General features: G+C 35.5%; 21 protein-coding genes. 14 read left to right on the forward strand and 7 right to left on the reverse strand.

The window, feature by feature from the left end; all coding sequences use genetic code 11:
• Positions 1–60: 60 nt before the first annotated feature.
• The 6 genes from ABN236_RS12615 to ABN236_RS12640 all read left to right on the forward strand — a co-directional run bounded on the left by ABN236_RS12615 (position 61) and on the right by ABN236_RS12640 (position 3,644).
• Positions 61–489, forward strand: a complete 429-nt coding sequence (locus ABN236_RS12615; RefSeq protein WP_075674297.1) for a universal stress protein — start codon at positions 61–63, stop codon at positions 487–489.
• A gap of 118 nt (positions 490–607) precedes the next feature.
• The gene (locus ABN236_RS12620) at positions 608–946 is read left to right on the forward strand and encodes a hypothetical protein (protein WP_088495396.1); all 339 of its coding nucleotides are present in this window, start codon (positions 608–610) and stop codon (positions 944–946) included.
• 66 nt (positions 947–1,012) lie between these two features.
• Entirely contained in the window at positions 1,013–1,450 is a 438-nt protein-coding gene (locus ABN236_RS12625) for a universal stress protein (protein ID WP_088495397.1), read from the forward strand.
• A 210-nt stretch (positions 1,451–1,660) separates the two neighbouring features.
• Positions 1,661–2,074 (forward strand): hypothetical protein, encoded by a 414-nt coding sequence (locus ABN236_RS12630; protein WP_349474128.1) that lies wholly within the window; start codon positions 1,661–1,663, stop codon positions 2,072–2,074.
• A 302-nt stretch (positions 2,075–2,376) separates the two neighbouring features.
• Entirely contained in the window at positions 2,377–3,180 is an 804-nt protein-coding gene (locus ABN236_RS12635; RefSeq protein ID WP_088495399.1) for a threonine/serine exporter family protein, read from the forward strand.
• Positions 3,171–3,644 carry a threonine/serine exporter gene (locus tag ABN236_RS12640; RefSeq protein WP_088495400.1) on the forward strand — a complete coding sequence of 158 codons (474 nt, stop codon included), beginning with the start codon at positions 3,171–3,173 and terminating at the stop codon, positions 3,642–3,644. The genes ABN236_RS12635 and ABN236_RS12640 overlap by 10 nt, the downstream gene beginning before the upstream one ends.
• A gap of 4 nt (positions 3,645–3,648) precedes the next feature.
• Here ABN236_RS12640 and ABN236_RS12645 read toward each other — a convergent pair whose 3' ends face one another.
• Positions 3,649–3,831, reverse strand: a complete 183-nt coding sequence (locus tag ABN236_RS12645; protein ID WP_036912881.1) for a hypothetical protein — start codon at positions 3,829–3,831, stop codon at positions 3,649–3,651.
• A gap of 253 nt (positions 3,832–4,084) precedes the next feature.
• Between ABN236_RS12645 and ABN236_RS12650 the strand changes: the two genes are divergently transcribed.
• Entirely contained in the window at positions 4,085–5,068 is a 984-nt protein-coding gene (locus tag ABN236_RS12650) for an endonuclease (RefSeq protein ID WP_349474129.1), read from the forward strand.
• A 15-nt stretch (positions 5,069–5,083) separates the two neighbouring features.
• On the opposite strand, the gene ABN236_RS12655 is transcribed toward ABN236_RS12650, so the two are convergent.
• A complete protein-coding gene (locus ABN236_RS12655; protein WP_088495402.1) occupies positions 5,084–5,527 on the reverse strand; it encodes a methyltransferase family protein in 444 nt (147 codons plus the stop codon).
• A gap of 350 nt (positions 5,528–5,877) precedes the next feature.
• On the opposite strand from ABN236_RS12655, the gene phoH reads away from it, so the two are divergent.
• From phoH to ABN236_RS12685, 6 genes are all read left to right on the forward strand, one after another.
• Positions 5,878–6,663 carry a phosphate starvation-inducible protein PhoH gene (gene phoH, locus ABN236_RS12660; RefSeq protein ID WP_349474130.1) on the forward strand — a complete coding sequence of 262 codons (786 nt, stop codon included), beginning with the start codon at positions 5,878–5,880 and terminating at the stop codon, positions 6,661–6,663.
• Between the two features lie 478 nt (positions 6,664–7,141).
• Positions 7,142–7,732 (forward strand): fimbrial protein, encoded by a 591-nt coding sequence (locus ABN236_RS12665; RefSeq protein WP_075670953.1) that lies wholly within the window; start codon positions 7,142–7,144, stop codon positions 7,730–7,732.
• A gap of 47 nt (positions 7,733–7,779) precedes the next feature.
• Positions 7,780–8,472, forward strand: a complete 693-nt coding sequence (locus ABN236_RS12670) for a fimbrial biogenesis chaperone (RefSeq protein WP_349474131.1) — start codon at positions 7,780–7,782, stop codon at positions 8,470–8,472.
• A 13-nt stretch (positions 8,473–8,485) separates the two neighbouring features.
• Entirely contained in the window at positions 8,486–10,996 is a 2,511-nt protein-coding gene (locus ABN236_RS12675; protein WP_349474132.1) for a fimbria/pilus outer membrane usher protein, read from the forward strand.
• Positions 10,997–11,007: 11 nt separating this feature from the next.
• A complete protein-coding gene (locus ABN236_RS12680; protein ID WP_349474133.1) occupies positions 11,008–12,087 on the forward strand; it encodes a fimbrial protein in 1,080 nt (359 codons plus the stop codon).
• Positions 12,088–12,099: 12 nt separating this feature from the next.
• Complete coding sequence (locus ABN236_RS12685; RefSeq protein WP_349474134.1) at positions 12,100–12,807, forward strand: fimbrial biogenesis chaperone; 708 nt, start codon at positions 12,100–12,102, stop codon at positions 12,805–12,807.
• Between the two features lie 88 nt (positions 12,808–12,895).
• Here the strand turns inward: ABN236_RS12685 and ABN236_RS12690 are convergent, their stop codons facing one another.
• The 5 genes from ABN236_RS12690 to ABN236_RS12710 form a co-directional block, all read right to left on the reverse strand.
• On the reverse strand, positions 12,896–13,741 hold the full coding sequence (locus ABN236_RS12690; RefSeq protein ID WP_088495406.1) for a siderophore-interacting protein: 846 nt from the start codon (positions 13,739–13,741) through the stop codon (positions 12,896–12,898).
• Between the two features lie 394 nt (positions 13,742–14,135).
• Positions 14,136–14,519: a DUF805 domain-containing protein gene (locus ABN236_RS12695; protein ID WP_349474135.1), complete on the reverse strand. Its 384-nt coding sequence runs from the start codon at positions 14,517–14,519 to the stop codon at positions 14,136–14,138.
• Positions 14,520–15,198: 679 nt separating this feature from the next.
• Positions 15,199–15,360 carry a DUF2474 domain-containing protein gene (locus ABN236_RS12700; protein ID WP_088495408.1) on the reverse strand — a complete coding sequence of 54 codons (162 nt, stop codon included), beginning with the start codon at positions 15,358–15,360 and terminating at the stop codon, positions 15,199–15,201.
• Positions 15,341–16,348, reverse strand: coding sequence for a cytochrome d ubiquinol oxidase subunit II (gene cydB / locus ABN236_RS12705; protein WP_349474136.1), 1,008 nt, complete (start codon positions 16,346–16,348; stop codon positions 15,341–15,343). The genes ABN236_RS12700 and cydB overlap by 20 nt, the downstream gene beginning before the upstream one ends.
• Positions 16,338–17,672, reverse strand: a complete 1,335-nt coding sequence (locus tag ABN236_RS12710; protein ID WP_349474137.1) for a cytochrome ubiquinol oxidase subunit I — start codon at positions 17,670–17,672, stop codon at positions 16,338–16,340. Before ABN236_RS12710 ends, cydB begins: the two co-directional genes overlap by 11 nt.
• Positions 17,673–17,808: 136 nt before the next feature.
• Here ABN236_RS12710 and ABN236_RS12715 point away from each other — a divergent pair, with 136 nt between their 5' ends.
• Entirely contained in the window at positions 17,809–19,224 is a 1,416-nt protein-coding gene (locus tag ABN236_RS12715; RefSeq protein WP_349474138.1) for an aminotransferase-like domain-containing protein, read from the forward strand.
• Positions 19,225–19,227: the final 3 nt, after the last annotated feature.

Raw genomic sequence — 19,227 nt, forward strand, 5'->3', positions numbered from 1 at the left:
CAGTAATCTTTGGGTTATTGCGATAGGATTAAGGCAAATGGAGAGTTGAGAGGAGTTATTATGTATAAAACGATTTTAGTGCCTATTGATATTGTAGAAGAAGAGTTAACCAGTAAAGCGGTACGACATGCGGTATATTTAGCAAAAGAAACGGGAGCTAATTTACATTTAATTCATGTTCTTCCTATCTCTTCAGCAATCATTAATGCATATTCATTGGGTTATCCAGAAATTAAAGATAAAGCGACAGTGAAAGCAGAGAATGATATGCAAATGTTGGTAGATTCGGTGGATTTACCTGCTGAAAAGGTCGCTTATACGGTCACTTTTGGCTCACCTCGTGATGAAATTTTAGTCACAGCAAAAGATATTCATGCAGACTTAATTGTAATTGGTTCACGTAGACCTAATATCAGCACTCATTTATTAGGTTCAACGGCTGCGGGTGTTGTTCGCTATGCTGAAATTTCAGTGTTAGTTGTTCGTTAATATATTACTAATATGCTATGAGCATCCCTCATAGCATATTTTTTAGTTTTTTTGCGTAGCTTATCTTATTTATTCAATAAGTCATTTATCGAATAAACAGTCTGGAAAGTGGATAAGAATGGAAAAATTTACCAAAGAACTTTTAAGGCTCGATCATTTTATTCTACGCATCTTACGCTATTATGTAATAGGCTCTATTTTCTTTTTCTTAGGATTATTACCCGGCGTATTAGGTTTTTATTTAATTGAAGGGCATAGCTTTATGGAATCTTCATTAAATGCAATCTCTATGTTAAGTGGTCAACCGGTAGAGCCAGCACCTGCAACCCCAACAGGGCGCTTTTTTATTGCAATTTATGGTTTGTTTCTTCAGTGTGTTTTTATTTTATCAATTGGGCTTGTAGTGACACCTTTTATTCATCGACAATTGCATAAATGGCATCTTGAGGAAGATTAAATAAGCAAGCTGTGGGATTAACGCTACAATAATAAACAGACAATAATCTGATAATGAGGAGTTGCTATGTACAAGACAATTCTAGTACCTGTTGATATTTCAGAAGATGAGTTAACAACTAAAGCCTTACAACACGCTGTTTATATTGCTAAATTAGAGGGTGCAAAACTGCATCTTTTCCATGCCATTCCTGATATTTCACGTTTCTCTATTAGTTATAGCTATCATTATGACATGCTCAGCTCTTTTGCAAATAAAGCACTTGAGCGTGTACAAGAACAACTGCAAGAATTAGCTAATGGCATTGATTTGCCAAATGAACAAGTTGAATTTTCAGCCGTATTTGGTTCTGCAAGAGATAAAGTTTTAGAACTCGCTGAAAAAATTAATGCAGATTTAATTGTAATAGGTTCTCGTCGTCCTAGTATTTCAACACACCTATTGGGTTCAAATGCATCAGGTATTGTCGCTTATGCTAAGCAATCTGTTTTAGTTGTTCGCTAAAATTTTTATAAAAGTTAGAAAATAGTATGCAACCCCTAGATCTCGATTTAGGGGTTTTTTATTTTTAAATTTAAGCATTGTCATTTTAAATTGATATGTGAGTGCGATTGCTTATTAATGCGGTTTTATTTTAAATACTCGGATCTTCATTGATTGAGAATGATAGTCATTCTAAAGTGTAGCGATTGTTATTAATTAGAGATGAGTATTATGTTGAATAATAAAACTTTTACCGTTATGGGTGTTGAGCAATTTCCTGTTATTACGATGAAAATATTTCCAGAAACACTGGAAGATGCCAATAACTGGACTGCTGAAATGGATATAGTGCTAAACGAAAAAAGAAAATTTGTTCTGGTTTACCCTTCCTTCAATAAAAAGGACAAAGAGCATAAAAAAGAAGATATGGAGGGGATGAAAGCGGTTAGACGCTGGCTTAAAGAGGGAAAAGCGCTTCTTAGTGAATATTGTGCTGGTATGATAATGACAGCCGATCCACAAAAAAATGATAAAGAGCAACTGGTACAGCTCTCTTCTGTTATTTCTGCGGTTTATGGTGTTCCGGTATTTGTTGCAGAAACTCTGGGTGAGTCGTATATCCAAGCTAATGAATTGGTGAAGTAATTAAATCTTTTTAATTTCTTTAATTAAGAAGATTTATAAAGCACTTGTATGAGTGCTTTTTTATTAAAACAGTGATAGCTATTTGATGATGAGAGTTAAAAATAAGAATGGGTATTTTATCATTGTGCAATATTTTTCTATGACAATATTTATGACCATCCCTCTATAACATTGATCTACCTACAGCCTTAAATATTTTATTTGTTCATAATAGTATTGAAAGATAATAGAGCGAGAAACGAGCTATGCTGATAAACTTTATATTAGCAATGGCTCGTTTTTGATTAAAACTAAGGCATAGTATGGATAATGAGATAATGGCGGATTGCACTGCCATTTCACAAGATAAACAGCGTGAAATTACCAAGTTATGTATTCAAACTGCGTTGTTGCTATTGCAACATGGCGCAGAAAGTATGCTGGTTGAGCAGCTTTCAACCCGTCTAGGTTTAGCTTTAGGTGTACATCAAGTCGAAAGTGCAATTTCTGCTAATGCAGTGGTATTAACCACGATTGTTAACGGGCATTGCCAAACATCAACACGTAAGATTGTCGATCGCGGTATTAATATGCATGTTGTCACTGAAGTGCAGCATATTGTTATTTTGGTCGAACATCACCTTGCAGATATTCATGAAGCAAGAAAACGCTTTGAGCATATAAAGCCGTTACGTTATCCACGTTGGGCGATTATTTTTATGGTTGCCTTATCTTGTGGTTGTTTCTCTAAATTAAATGGCGGTAATTGGGATGGCTTTTTAGTTTCAGCCATTGGTGGTGGTCTTGGTATGTTTGTTCGCCAAGCATTAACACATCGCCAAATGAATCCATTAATTAATTTCTGTATTACAGCATTTGTGGCGACTTCAGTCTCAGGTCTATTATTAAAGCTCTCTTATTTTCAAACTACGGCGACTATTTCAATGGCTGCCAGCGTTTTATTACTTGTTCCCGGATTTCCTTTAATTAATGCTGTTGCTGATATGTTTAAAGGGCACGTTAATACAGGCTTAGCGCGTTGGGCAATGGCAACAATGCTAACATTGGCAACCTGTTTAGGGGTTATTTTAGCCATGGCAGTATGGGGGTTAAGAGATTGGGCATAATAACGATACTTCTCACCCTAATTGAAGATATGATCTTAGCTGCTATTCCCGCAGTGGGTTTTGCGATGGTATTTAATGTGCCTTCAAGGGCATTAAAATATTGCGCACTATTAGGAGCAATAGGGCACGGCTCTCGTACTGTTTTAGTGATGAGCGGGATGAACATTGAATGGGCAAGTTTTTGTGCCGCCATTTTAGTGGGTTGCATTGGTATTCAATGGTCACGCTGGTGGCTTGCACACCCTAAAGTCTTTACTGTTGCCGCGGTTATTCCGATGTTCCCCGGAATAAATGCATATATAGCGATGATCTCTGTAGTGAAGTTAACGCAAATTGGTTATAGCGCGGAAATTTTTGAAGCTTTAGTTACTAATTTCCTTAAAGCTTCATTTATTGTCGGTGCGCTCTCTATCGGGCTATCCTTGCCGGGATTATGGTTATATCGCAAGCGTCCGAGTGTATAATGACTTACATCGCGTGTTGTAATGAGTTTAATGTAATATCCAGTTCATTTTTGTCAGAAATAATAATTTGAATTCGTAATTTATTCTCAGATTCTAAGCTAGCATGCGCTTTAACATCTTCGTTATTCGCATGCTTTTTTGTTATCTCGACTAATTCGTCCATCAAATTCAGCATATTCTCATTCATTTTTAAATTTCTCCAAATCATTGATGGACTAAACCATAGCAAATCCCTTTTGTGTTAATGTCGAGAATAACGGCTTTTTCTATCACCATTCACGCTTATTGTTTTATTTTTTATACAAAAAATAGCAAGAAAGATTGTCCAAAATAAACAAAAAAAAGGTAAGATTAGGCTAAATAAAAATAAGATTATCAGTTGGTTATTAAAGATAATTCTTATTGGGTTTAATAAAATAAAGAGTAAGGCAGATACCACTTTGAGAAAAATATTACACTATACCGCGGTTGTGTTGGGTTTGTTTTTTATTACGCTAAATGTTCAAGCGCAGGCCCCTGAGAATTTTACAAAAGCGAAAGAGATAGCAAAAGAACGTATTTATTATGATCAAAATCAAAAGTCACAAGGCACTATTTATTGTGGTTGTGATTGGGAATGGGTAGGTAAATCTGGTGGGCGTGTTAATTTAGCCAGTTGTGGTTATAAAGTTAGAACCCAACAAACAAGAGCAGAACGTATTGAGTGGGAGCATATTGTTCCTGCATGGGTCTTTGGTCATCAACGCCAATGTTGGCAAAATGGAGGCAGAACGAATTGTGTGAAAAACGATCCTGTATTTGGCAAAATTGAAGCCGATCTACACAATTTAGCGCCATCTATTGGTGAAGTTAACGGGGATCGCAGTAATTTTAGTTTTGGGCAATTACCAGCACAAGCACCTTATCAATATGGTCAATGCCGTAGCCGTGTTGACTTCGCGTCACGTACTTTTGAACCTCGTAATGAAGTTAAGGGACAAGTAGCAAGGGTTTATTTCTATTTACATGATCGCTATAACCTCGCTATGTCACGTCAACAACAACAGTTATTAATGGCTTGGGATAATGCTTATCCACCAACAGCGTGGGAAAAAGAGCGTGATAACCGTATTGCTCGCATTGTTGGATATCATAATCCGTTTGTGACGGGTGAGGTGAAGTGGCAATTAGGACATAAAAATAGTGGTGCCGGATTATCTGTAACAAATAATGCGCCAGTCACTAAAGCTAAAACTGAAACGTCTAAACAAGTAAATACATCACAATCTGAAGAGATTAAAGGTAATGTTAATAGCAAGATCTACCATTTTGCACATTGTTCTGGTTATAAAACAATGTCAGATAAAAATGCGGTTTTGTTTAAAACAGAGAGTGAGGCAATTAAGGCAGGTTACCGTCTAGCTAATAACTGTAAACAGCCTTAATCGTAATTATTTAGGTCACATCCAGCGACGAACGTGGCGACAATATTGTTGCCACGCTTGCGGAAATAATTCACTTAAGATTTTCTCTTCACGTACTATCGTATAGCGATCAGTAATAAAGTAAAACGCGATTGCTGCCCCTAAAAATCCCCAATTACCAAAAATAAAAAATAACCCGATACTGATATCTAAAAAACCAAGATACATAGGATTACGGCTTATTTTATAAGGACCACTGGTCACTAATTGTCGAGGTGTGTGATTAGGATTAGGAGACGTTTTTTGTTTAATAAAAAAGGAGAGGCAATAAAAAAGCCAGATCCCAGAAGTCGTAATAGTGAGTAAACCGAGATAAAAAAAGAATCCCATTTTGAGAGAGCCAGAATGAAGTTCAAAACCAATAAATGGAATGAGGTTAAGTAGTAACCAATAAATAAAAGGTAATCGTAAAAAATTCATTTACTCCCCCTGAAATAACATTTATTGTTATTTTTATGTTAAGTCCATCTCGTTATAAATCATCTTAGTATTGAAAATATTTTTATTTTGTCATTATACTGTCATAAAGCTTCGCTAATTTTCACTCTAACTCCATGATGGGGAATATGAATGATAGAAGCAATGGAAATATCTCGTTACTCACAGAAAACCGGCAACAACCGTTCATTGATGTTTAATGTTCAGGATTGTGACCGGTTTTTTTGTTTTCTGCGACTAAATAGAGTCTGAAGGGGACTCACCGGTAAGTGAATGGAATAAAAACAGAGATGTCGATGACTTTTTGAAGACTAACAAGGGTAAATACCACTATGAGTAGACAAAAAGCAGCAACACGTTTACGCCGAGAAAATAAACGCACCTCACGCAAAGAACAACGCAATGGGGCACATCGAGATAATGTTATGGTTTTACCGGGATTTGGGGATATTGATACCATTGGTATGGCGAGAGAAAAGCGTGATGAACGAGTGTTATCTCCTCGCAAAGAAGCGCAGCGCCAGTATATGAATGCAATTAAGCATCAGAATCTTATTTTTGCCACAGGAGAAGCTGGCTGTGGTAAAACCTTTCTTAGTGCCGCAATGGCTGCAGATGCTTTAATTAATAAAGAAATAGAACGTATTATTGTTACTCGACCAGTGTTGCAGGCAGATGAAGATCTCGGTTTCTTACCCGGCGATATTGCTGAAAAATTCGCACCGTATTTTCGCCCTGTCTATGACGTATTAGTGAAACGCTTAGGTGCTTCATTTTTACAATATTGTTTACGACCTGAAATTGGTAAAGTTGAAATTGCACCTTTTGCTTATATGCGAGGGCGTACTTTTGAAAATGCATTTGTTATTTTAGATGAAGCGCAAAATGTTACGGTAAATCAAATGAAATTATTTTTAACCAGAATGGGCGAAAATGTCACCGTTGTGGTTAATGGCGATATTACCCAGTGTGATTTACCTGCTAGTGTACCGTCTGGATTAGCTGATGCACTGATTCGATTTGAAGCTAATAATCGAGTGGGTGTGATTAAATTTATGCAGGAAGATTGTGTGCGCTCTACATTATGTCAGCATGTATTAGCTGCTTATAATGATTAAATAGAGCATGGGAGTTTTTGTATGAAATTAAAAAGGTCACATATTAATGTGGCCTTTTTCTTTATTTGTTTTTTATTTTTATAATTAAGCTGTTTTTTTAATTTTGTTTTATATTAATTATCTTTTTTATTAATTATGGAATGCTTAAATTGAATGAAAAATTTCAAAATAAAATAATTTATTTGTAAGTATTCTTTTTTTGATTGGTTATTAATAAATTAATTGTTATTGTTCTTTTGTTTACAATGTTTCTATTAAATAGTGATGTTCAAATATAAATACATTTATATATTAACTAATAGCTTAATTAAATTTGACTTAAATCACGTATTTTAAAAAATAGATAAATTTGTTTGTTGGTTTTTTAAATTATTACTAATATCAAATTGACTAGGGTCTTTTGTTACCTCTAGTTAATGATGGCAATAATAGAATCTTATTTTTGCTAATTAAATATTTATCTATTCTGGAGTTATATATGTTTAAAAATAAACTCCCACTGTCATTATTATCAGTGGCTATATTGTCGTCGTCGGCATTTGCCGCAACCAACAGCGCAGGGGGGATCATTTCTTTCTCTGGTGCTATTAGTGATACCACTTGTACAATTAATGGGGGAAATAGTGCGGACTTTTCTATTCTATTAGATCCTATTACCGTAACGGATGCTGGAACAACGGCAAATACTGTTATTGCCAAAAATCAAAAAGAGTTTGCTTTGACATTCTCTGATTGTGCTCCTGCATCTACTCCAAGTGGAAGTAATTTAAAGATACATTTCTCATCTGCAAATACTATTTCAACAAGTGGATTATATTTAGTTAATGATACTTCGAATGAAAATGATCCATTAGTTGCAAAAAACGTGGGCTTTAGTTTATCAACACCAGCAGCACCAACAGTTGCTATACCACTAAATGCCACCTTTGATACAGGTATTAAAGGCGATAAAACAGCGCCAGATTCAGATACTCTACGCTTAATTGCCAGTTACTATAAAACAAATGCGACAGCGGCCAAAACAGGGCCAGTACACTCTAACGTTATTTATACAGTATCTTATTTATAATATAAAAAGCCAGACTCAATGGGTCTGGCTTTTTTGGGGTGGTTATAATGAAAAAATTAATATTCCTTTTAATTATCTTGATATTACCCTCAACTGTATTAGCCAATATCATTATCAATGGTACTCGCGTTATTTATTATGAAGGTGTTGATAGTGTTAATATCCAATTGACGAATAATGGTGATTTAGCTTCTTTGGTACAAAGTTGGATAGATGATGGAGATGTAGACTCAACACCAGAAAATGCAAATTCGCCTTTTTATTTATATCCACCAATTGTCAAAATAGCAGGAAGACAAGGACAAACTCTAAGAATAAAAAATTCCAATGAACAACAGATAAGTAATGTTGAAAAAGCCTATTATTTAAATGTATTAGATATTCCTGAAAATGCACAAGCACTAAAAGGAAAAAGCTATTTGCAATTGGCGATGAAAACAAGAATTAAAGTTTTCTATCGTCCTACCGCATTAACAGATGATCCTGAATTAGTGAATGAAAAAATAACTTATCAATTAAATGGTAATAAGGTTTTAGTTAAAAACAACTCACAATATCATTTCACTATAGCTTCTATTTCTACTGAAGAAACGCCACGTATTACTCTCGCTGATTCTGAAATGATCCCACCGTTATCTTCTCGTGAGTTACCATTAATTAATAAATTAAAAAGTAATTCCGTTGTTGTTATTTATGTTGATGATTTTGGTGTTTATAAATCACAGAATATTAAACTCTAGTCGAGATAACATCGTGAATAATCCAAGGTATCTCTCAATCCTTATTTTTTTAGGAATACAATATTATACTCAAAATCTGTATGCAGAGGGATTTGATACATCTTTACTTGTTGGAAATTCAAAGAATGGAGATATTTCACGATTTTATATTGACGACAAAATTCCTGAAGGAAAACAACTTGTCGATGTTTATGTCAATCAAGTATGGAAAGGACAATTTGAAATAAATGTAATAGGTGAACACGCAGAGATTGCTTTTGAAACCATGGATGTAAATAAACTTGGCTTAAATTTATCGCTATCTGCGAAACAAAAAATTGCACAGCAAAAAACCATACTATCAAATGAATTGGCAAAAGGCGTGACGTCGGTATTAGATATTAATAAATTAAGGCTTGATATTAATGCTCCTCAGATTTCCGTGAAACAATCAGAAGTAGGGTATATTGATCCAAGTTATTGGCAACACGGCATTTCTGCTCTGATTTTATCTTATAATTTAAACTACTATAACTATAAAGAAAAAAAAGGAAGTAAAAGCAATAACGAGAGTTTTTTTGCCAATATTAATTCAGGTGTGAATTTAGGTGCATGGCAGTTTAGAGATGAATCTAACTATTCTTATTATTCTCATGGCAAAAGCCAATGGAAAAACAATACGCGTTATGTTTATAAGGCATTTAGTCAAATAACTTCAGGATTAACAATTGGTGATTTTTATACACCAGTGGCACTTTTTACCAGTATTCCCTTTAGAGGGGCATCACTGGCAACAGAAATGGGTATGCTCCCTAATTCGAGTCAAGGATTTGCACCCATTATTCGTGGTGTTGCACAGACGAACGCACTAGTCAGTGTTTATCAAAATGAAAATCTAGTTTTTCAAGAAAATGTGCCTCCGGGTGAATTTTCCTTTCGAGATATTCAACCCACTGCGGGAGGAGGTGATCTCTTAGTGGTTATTCAAGAAGCGGATGGGAGGAAGGTCTCTTTCACTGTGCCGTTTTCAGCCGTTCCTGATATGTTAAAAGAAGATGTTTATCGTTATAACGTAACGCTAGGTGAATCACGAATTAGTAATACAAATTATCGACCTAAATTTGCACAAGGTGAGTTTCATTATGGTCTTAATAATTTAGTTACTGTTTATGCAGGCGGTATTGTTAGTGAAGATTATTACTCCGCATTGATAGGCAGTGGTTGGAATTTTAAATTTGGGGCAATTTCAGCAGATATAACACATGCAACTGCAGATTTACAGACAGGTAAAAAAACAGGGCAAAGTTTTCGTCTTGCTTATAGTAAATATATGGATGCGACATTAACCAATTTAACATTGGCTGCTTATCGTTATTCTACTCGCGATTATTATAGTTTTGTAGATTCAATTTATGCTCATGACAACTATAAAGCTTGGAAAGATTATCAAAATGAGATTGCTCAACAACAAAATAATAATGCAGTATCCGATCTTGATTTATCTACATTTGATGCATTAAGAGGCTCTAGAGCAAAAAATACGTTTACAATAAATTTAAATCAATACTTAGGTGGTCAGCGAGGTGTTATTTTTTTATCAGGTACTCATCGAAATTATTGGAATACAAATGAAAGTAATCGAGAATATCAATTTGGATATTCTAATAACTATAAAGATATTGCTTACAATCTTTCCATCTCAAAGTTAAGAAATTACGATAATAAAGATGAAACTCGTTATTATTTGAATATTAGTGTGCCAATTTCATTTTTTGATAAAAGAGCCAATATTAACACTTCAATTTATGCTGCTGATTCACGTTATCAACAATCTACACTTAGTATGAGTGGAACGGCGGGTCAAGATGATTTAATAAATTATACAGTAACAGGTTCAAATCAAACGGGTGGTAATAATTTAGTTGGTACTAATGTGAGTTATCGTCATCCTTATAGCACATTATCGGCTTCTTATACGGAAGCAAATAATTATCGTCAAGGTGGATTGGGCACCCGAGGGACGGTTGTTGCTGTACCTAGTCATATTGTTTTTTCAGGTAGTACGGGGAATACCTATACTCTTATCGAAGCCCCTATGGCCAATAATATGATGGTTAATGGAAATAAAGCCACTTTGACCAATCATCAAGGGATAGTATTAGTGACTAACACTATTCCTTATCGTACAAATAATTATACTTTAACAAATACAGAAGTACCTTCAAATGCCGAGATTGTAGGAAATACAACTCAGGTAGCTCCATATCTAGGTGCAGTTAATTACCTCACATTAACGACGGATAAACGTAAAACATTCATTATTAAAGCATCTTTAGAGAATAATGAGAGTCTGCCTTTCGGTACGGAAGTTTTAAATAATAAAAAAGAGAGCATTGGTTATGTGGGACAATCAAGCGTGCTTTATTTAAAAAGTGATGAGCTACCTTCTTCACTTTTTATCAAATTAAATAAAGCCGAAAAAACGGAATGTATTGTGGATCATTTAATAAATACGATGGATAAAAATCGTAATATCTGCAAATAAAGGAAATTAATATGAAAACATCGGTCTTTATATTTTTATTATTAATCGGAGCGATAAGCCAACAGGCTATTGCTAATTGTAAGCCTGATAATACGATTACTGCACCAAATGTTAATTTTGATTTATCTACTGATTTAAATGCGACTTCAACGACAGTAACAAAAATGAATAGAACAACATTTCCTGGTACTTTTAAATGTACAACTAGAGGACTTTTATTTCCTAATACAGTAGGGCTTGCTTCTCCTTTTGCTGATAATCGAGTAGGAACAATAGGATTTAATGGAGGAAAACAATTTGTCTCTATTACATTAACGGCATTAGAAAAAGATAACGTGACGAATATAGATGCAGGAACACATCCAGCATCTCTTTTGGATACAAATTTTACCTTGAAATTTACATTACTGACGTCTAAACCATCGAGTAATTATACGGAGGTCAGTGGAAGTACTGCAATTGTTAATCCTGTTATTTTAGCATCGGATGCATCAAGTGTTGGGCTAATTCAGTGGTTACTTAATATTGCTATTAAACTTGTTCAATTCTTATTAACGTGGCAATGGCCTGTCGATCAAAATGATATTTTTTTACAGCCAATGCAAATTACTTATAATCCTGTAATGACAACGTGTAATTTCTCTAATGCAGGGCTGATTGTTTCACTTCCTTTAATTAGCGTAAAAGATGCTAAAACGGTAGATAAAGCGGGATATACTCCTTTTACATTAAACTTTACTTGTCAAGATTTCTTGAGTGGCTCAAAAACTTCTCGAAATATTAAGATGTTTTTATCAAGTCAAAATTTATTGTCTACAGATAAAACCGTGTTAACTAATACGACAACGCAAGGGGTTAGTGGTGTCGGATTTCGTTTAGTAAAAAGTGATAATATTACAAGTCCGATAACCTTTTCTGACAATATTACAACGCAAGGTAGTGCGACTAGTATTTTCAGTGTTAACCAAGGTAACACCTTATCTTCTGCCTTTTCGATTAATATGGGAGCTTATTACTATCCTTATAATGCTAACTCAGTTACTCAAGGGAAAATAACAAGCACAGCAACATTAGTAATGTCTTATGACTAAAGAGCGTACCTAATGAAAAAAATAATGAATGTTACTTTTATTTTATTATTTATTCTTATAACGCCGACAACAAATGCGAGTGTAGTACTTGAACGTACACGTCTAATTTTTCCTATGGACAAATTAACACTGTCATTGCAAATTTTTAATCACAGTGAACAACCAACATTAGTTCAATCTTGGATAGATGATGGTGATATTGCATCAACCCCTGAGACAACAACGGCTCCTTTTATTGTTATCCCTCCTATAATGAAAGTTTCCGCTAATGGAGGAGCGCAATTAAAAATACAACAATTAGACAATAAGTTGCCTCAAGATAGAGAGTCTATTTTTTATCTTAATGTGCTTGATATTCCACCTAAACCGAATAGTGGTGAAAACACGAACACGTTGCAATTAGCATTACAAACTCGCATTAAGCTTTTTTACCGCCCTAAACAACTTGAGTTAACGAGTAGCGCTATTTTTAAACAGATTGAGATTATAAAGGAACAGCAGAATTTAGAGATTAGTAATCCTTCAGCTTATTTTTTTACGATTTCAAAAATATATACAGAAGAGAATAAAGAGCAATCTTTAATTCAGACCACAATGATAGCGCCGTTTTCAAAACAGAAAATCGAATATAAAGGGCGAATTGATAACAACCAAGTTATTACAGTCATCTATATAGATGATGATGGAAATTATCAGCAAGATAAAAAGGATATACATTGATTACATTTTTATAATAAAAAAGGCTGCATATTATTGAGGGAGCTAATATGCAGCCTGCACAGCCAACGCTTGATCTTTAATTTATTACTCAGCTTACGTCTTCGTTATCCATAACATGGTGACGTTCAGCGTGATAGCCTTCTTCGTCATAACCAAAACGCCAATAAGGAATGGCATAAATCAGACTACGATCGTAACCGTTATCACGGCGAATATGGCGTCTTAATGCACGAATAATTTTGTCTTCACCCGCAATCCAAAATGCCACATCTTCAGCAGGTAATTCCCATGACATAAATTCATTAATTAAGTTTTGAGTTTGTTCTTCAACTGAGCCAATCAACCAGATTATCTCTAAGCCGCTAGGATGTTTAATTTCTTGGCGATGCGTTTCGTCTTCTACTCGTATAACAACTTTTCCTTGAACATTAGGCTGCATGGTTTCAATTAAAGCCACTAAAGCAGGTAATGAACTTGGGTCCGCTGCCATATAGTAATGTGACGCAGGTGCTAATAAAGGATCAGGGCCACCCGGATTAGTGATCCCAATATAGTCGCCTTGCTTAGCATTTAGCGCGAAATGAATAGCAGGGCCTGCATCGTCATGTACGGCAAATTCAATATCTAACTCTTTTTGCTCAGGACGAATAGCACGAACACTATAAGTACGTACAATCGATCTTGGTTCACCTTCAGGCCATTTAGGGCCTTTTTCAGAAAAGCCCGGCACGGTTGGTTTAACTTGGCCTTCTAAAGGTAAGAATATTTTTAAATGTGCACCCGCAGTATCTGCTGGGTAAGTATCTAAATCATCACTCGTAAAGGTGATACAGCGCATTCCCGGTGTAACATCAGTAATACGTTTTACTTGAACTAGGCGAGGAGGAGCTGGTTTATAAATATTTTTTTCTTGAGGTGTTTTTTGGTTACTCACGTTTTTTTACCTGACTCATTTAATTGTTTTATCGACGTAGATATTATCATTTTCAATTAATAATGATAGTCATTATCAACATTAACATTGATTTAGTAAAGGAATGCGTATTTTTTACTTATAGAGTGTGATTAAGTTCAAATTAGCAATAAGGAAAAAGCTTAAAGATCAACGCAATAAACATGGTGTAATAACTTGATGGTATTAATTAGAAAAGCTAGAGGTAAATAAAAACACTAAAGTACAATGCAGTAGGGTGATGTATTAGTATTCTTTTATTTTTAGAGAGGAACGATTTTTGATGGTTAAAACAAAGGTAGGAAAATCAATTAATACAGTGAGTAAACTAAATAGTTATACACTCACTGTATTATTATATTAATTCAGCAGTAGATTAAGCTTTAGGATCTGGGCCGAATCTGTTGTCACCTTTAGTACCTTCAAGGCACATAAAGACAAAAACAATTAATCCACCAACAGCAGGAATAAATGCAAGTAAGAACATCCAACCTGATTTATCTTGGTCGTGGAAACGACGAATAGTTACAGCAAGGCTAGGTACGATAATAGCTAAAGAATAAATACCGATAATAATACCTGCAATTGAACCTAGTGAACTGACTTCACCTGTATACATATCTATTGATGACATTAAAATAGCATATAGAACAGTAATAATAATGGTATTTACCAGAGTAAACATCCAATATTCTTTTCTGCGAGCACGGCCTGAAAAGTTAGCGTAATTATTTTTAATGACTTCCAAATACCAATTCATGACTTCATCCTTAATTTAGTAGCAACAATACGTAAGCCTAGTGTAAGTGATCTTTCTTAGCAATTAAGATAATTCTAAATTATCAAAATATGTATTTTGAACAGACATTGTCCATTACCCACACGTTTAATAGGGGGTGGATTTAATTTTTGAATTAATCATATGGGTATATCTAAATGACTCATTTAGCGTGTCTTTATAGAATAATACAGATATGAATCCTCTAGGCGGCGATATCATAATTACTTTGGAAGCCTAATTCAACATTCATTCTATCTTATTTATAGAGAAGATGGCTTTTTATAGGATTGTTTATATCTTTATTTATCGTAATAAATGCATAAAAAAGATTTTATCTCTTACCATTAATCAAAAATGATGTATTTGTAGTTATTTTAGCAAAGAGTTTGATTTAAATTTAGTTAATCATAGAAAAATGAAAATATTTACTTTTTTGCTTCCTTTTCCATTTTCTTTTATCGCAAAATAATTTATATAAATTAGCCATTAAAAGAGCATCTGATAACAATAGGCTAAGGTGTAATAATACTAAACAATAACCCATTATTTTAAATAAAGATAAAAGGGCTGAAGATAACTTCAGCCCTTTCTTTACTTTTTATTTTATAGCTTACCGTATTAGGTGCTAGTTAATTATATTGCTGTATGTACTTCGCCTTTACTTGACTTTCATTCCGGCTAACGTCATTAAAAAACGAAAGAGAGAAGAAACTGCGAATAAGGCTAAAACACTACAAAACCAAATAGTAATCAACCATCCCCATCTTTTTAATAACGAGGGTTTGCTTTGTATTTGTGGATCAGTGATAACCTTCTTCATAATTTGTTTTTCCTCTGAAAACGTAATAACTCCAGAATGTGTACACAAGAATAATTGGAATAATAAATAGTGCGCCAACTAGCATAAACCCTTGGCTTTCTGGCGGTGCGGATGCCTCTACAAAACTAATTGCAGGTGGAATAATGTTAGGCCAAATACTGATCCCTAATCCTGCAAAACCTAAGAAAATTAAAGCTAGTGCGCCAAAGAAAGGCAGGTAATGCCCCTGTTTTTTCACTGAACGTAAAATTAACCAAACGCTATACAACACTAAAAGAGGAACAGGTAAAAAGAAGAACAGGTTTGGTAATGTGAACCAACGTTCAGCAATTGTAGGTTGTGCTAATGGTGTCCATGCACTAACTGCTACAATGACTGCAAGCATAACAAGTGTAAGAGGTTTTGCGACCTTATATAGACTCTGCTGTAAATGACCTTCGGTTTTCATAATTAGCCAGCCACATCCTAATAACGAATAGGCGATAACTAATCCAAATCCACAAAAGAGTGCAAAAGGGGATAACCAATCAAAATAGCTACCCGCAAAGGCGCGATTAACAACAGGCAAACCTTGAACAACGCTACCAACGACAACGCCTTGCATAAAGGTGGCTAAGATAGAGCCAAAGATAAATGATTTATCCCAAAAACCTTTATGGGTGTCATCGGCTTTAAAACGAAATTCAAACGCGACACCACGAAAAATTAAGGCGACAAGCATTAATGTTAGAGGCATTGCTAAAGCATCAAGAATAACCGCGTAAGCCAATGGGAAAGCCCCAAATAATGCAGCTCCTCCTAGGACTAACCATGTTTCGTTGCCGTCCCATACAGGAGCAACAGTATTCATCATTAAGTCACGATCCTGGTCACTTTTAATAAATGGATAAAGCATACCGATACCCAGATCGAAACCATCCATGACAATATACATTAACGTACTAAATACGATAATGACGAACCAAATAACTGGTAAATCAATTCCCATGATGAACCTCCGGTGTACCTTTACGGATCAGTTTTAACATATAGGCATATCCAACACCGAATACAGAGCTATAAACAACTAAGAAGATGAGCAAGCTTATACTCATATGCATTTCGCCGTGTGCAGATACGGCATCTCGAGTTCGTTGTATGCCATAAACAACCCAAGGTTGACGTCCTACTTCTGTTGTAAACCAACCAGCAAGAATAGCGATCAGTCCTGAAGGAGCCATCAAAAAAGTTAAGCATAAGAAAGCTTTAGATTCATAAAGTTTCTTTTTATATCGTAGCCATGTTCCCCAAACACCCACTAAAATCATTAACATGCCAAGGCCAACCATAATGCGGAAAGACCAGAAGACGATAAGTGAGTTAGGTCGGTCTTCTTTAGGAAACTCTTTTAATGCTGGAACTTGTTTTTCTAAGCTATGAGTTAAGATCATGCTGCCAAGATAAGGGATTTCTATCTTATATTTTGTTTCTTCAGCATCCATATCTGGCATACCAAAGAGAATTAACGGCGTTGCTTCTCCGGGTTCATTTTCCCAATGACCTTCGATCGCGGCGATTTTTGCGGGTTGATGTTTTAAGGTATTTAAACCATGGACATCACCAATGAGTGCTTGAATTGGTGCTAAAATTAAAATCATCCATAAAGACATTGAAAGCATCTTTTTCATCGCGGATGTTTTATTGCCTTTGAGCAGATGCCATGAGGCAGATGCGGCAATAAAGAAGGCAGATGCAAGGAAAGCGGCAACACCCATATGAGCAAGGCGATAAGGGAATGATGGATTGAAAATAACCGCAATCCAATCTACGGGAACGACTTGGTTATTTATAATTTCAAACCCTTGTGGTGTTTGCATCCAGCTATTTGAAGCCAAGATCCAAAATGTAGACATTAATGTACCTAATGCCACCATACAGGTTGCAAAAAAGTGGAGTTTTTCACCTACTTTATTCCAACCAAATAGCATTACACCTAAGAAACCGGCTTCTAAGAAGAAAGCAGTAAGAACTTCATAAGTGAGTAAAGGGCCTGTAATTGAGCCCGCAAAATCAGAGAAAAAGCTCCAGTTGGTTCCGAATTGGTAGGCCATGACCAAACCGGAGACAACGCCCATAGCAAAGTTAACAGCGAATATTTTTGACCAAAAATGGAATAGCGCTAAATAATCCTTATTGCGAGTTTTTAACCATAAACCTTCCAAGACGGCTAAAAAGCTAGCCAGTCCGATAGTAATTGCAGGGAAGATAATATGAAAAGAAACTGTGAACGCAAACTGGATACGCGCCAAATCAAAGGCACTTAACCCAAGCATAAAAACCTCGTTATATTGATATAAAAATGTAAATAGCAGGTAAATCGTGTGGATTAGTAGACCATATGACAGTAAGCTATAATAGTGACAATAAGTTTAAAAATGACTATAACAGTTTTGAGGTAAACAGTTTTATATGACTCGATATGAACAGCTTGCAGCGCAAATACGCCAACAAATTGAAGATAATATCTGGCAATCTGGCGACCGTTTACCTTCATTGCGGGATACGGTGAAACAATCAGGTTTAAGTTTAATGACTGTTTTACAATCGTATCAGTTATTAGAAAGCCAAGGATGGATAACTGCGCGACCACAATCAGGTTATTACGTTGCACATCGTAATACCCGTTTTGGTCAAGTAACAGCCAGCAAAGGGCTACACATGAGTGAGAATGTTGAAATAAGCACTTCTATTTTCAATGTCCTTCAAGCGTGTAAAGATCCTGAAATTATTCCTTTTGGTTCCGCTTTTCCCGATCCCAGTTTATTTATTCAGCCTAAATTAAGTAGTGCGTTGGCTTCTGCCGCAAGACATTTAGCGCCCCAAAGTTCGGTGATCAATTTACCTCCGGGAAATGAAAAGTTACGCCGTAACATTGCACAACGCTATGCATTACAAGGAATTCATGTCTCCCCAGATGAAATTGTGATTACTGCTGGTGCAATGGAATCATTAAGTTTTAGTTTGCAAGCAGTCACCGAACCGGGTGATTGGGTTGTGATTGAGTCACCTGCATTTTATGGCGCATTACAAGCTATTGAACGTTTGCGATTAAAAGCGATTGCCATTAGAACAGATCCTGTAACAGGAATTTGTTTAGATGAACTCGAAAGAGTGGTTGAGCAATACGATATTAAAGCCTGCTGGTTGATGAGCCATTGTCAAAACCCATTAGGTGGAACAATGCCCGATGAGAATAAAATAAGGCTGGTGGACATATTAGCGAAGAAACAGATAACGCTAATCGAAGACGATGTCTATGGCGAACTCTATAACAGCCAGAAAGCACCGATGCCAGTAAAAGGTTTTGATAAAACAAATAGCGTTTTACATTGTGCTTCTTTTTCCAAATGTCTTGCACCGGGATTTCGAGTGGGTTGGGTCGCAGCAGGAAAACATGCAACAAAAATACAGCAGTTGCAAATGATGAGTACAGTTTCTGCCAGTATGCCAACACAGCAAGCCATTGCCGATTATTTATCACAAGGTGGTTATGATACGCATCTTCGCCGATTAAGATTATTGTTAGAACAAAGGCGTTATCGGATGCTACAAGCGATACAAACGCATTTACCTGAAGATGTAAAAGTGAATATTCCATCAGGAGGATATTTTCTCTGGTTAGAGTTTGAATCAACATTTGATGCCAATAAACTCTATCACTTCGCATTAGAAAGAGGTGTCAGTATTGCACCGGGTTCAATGTTTTCCACCAGCTCTCAATTTAATCATGCATTTCGTTTAAACTCTTCTTTTCAATGGAATAGTCGTACTGAAAAAGGAATGGAAATTATTGGTGAGGGATGCAGAAAATTACGACGTAAATAGCTG

Origin of the sequence: Proteus sp. fly-1013 (assembly GCF_040140245.1) — a bacterium.
Classification (GTDB): domain Bacteria; phylum Pseudomonadota; class Gammaproteobacteria; order Enterobacterales; family Enterobacteriaceae; genus Proteus; species Proteus mirabilis_B.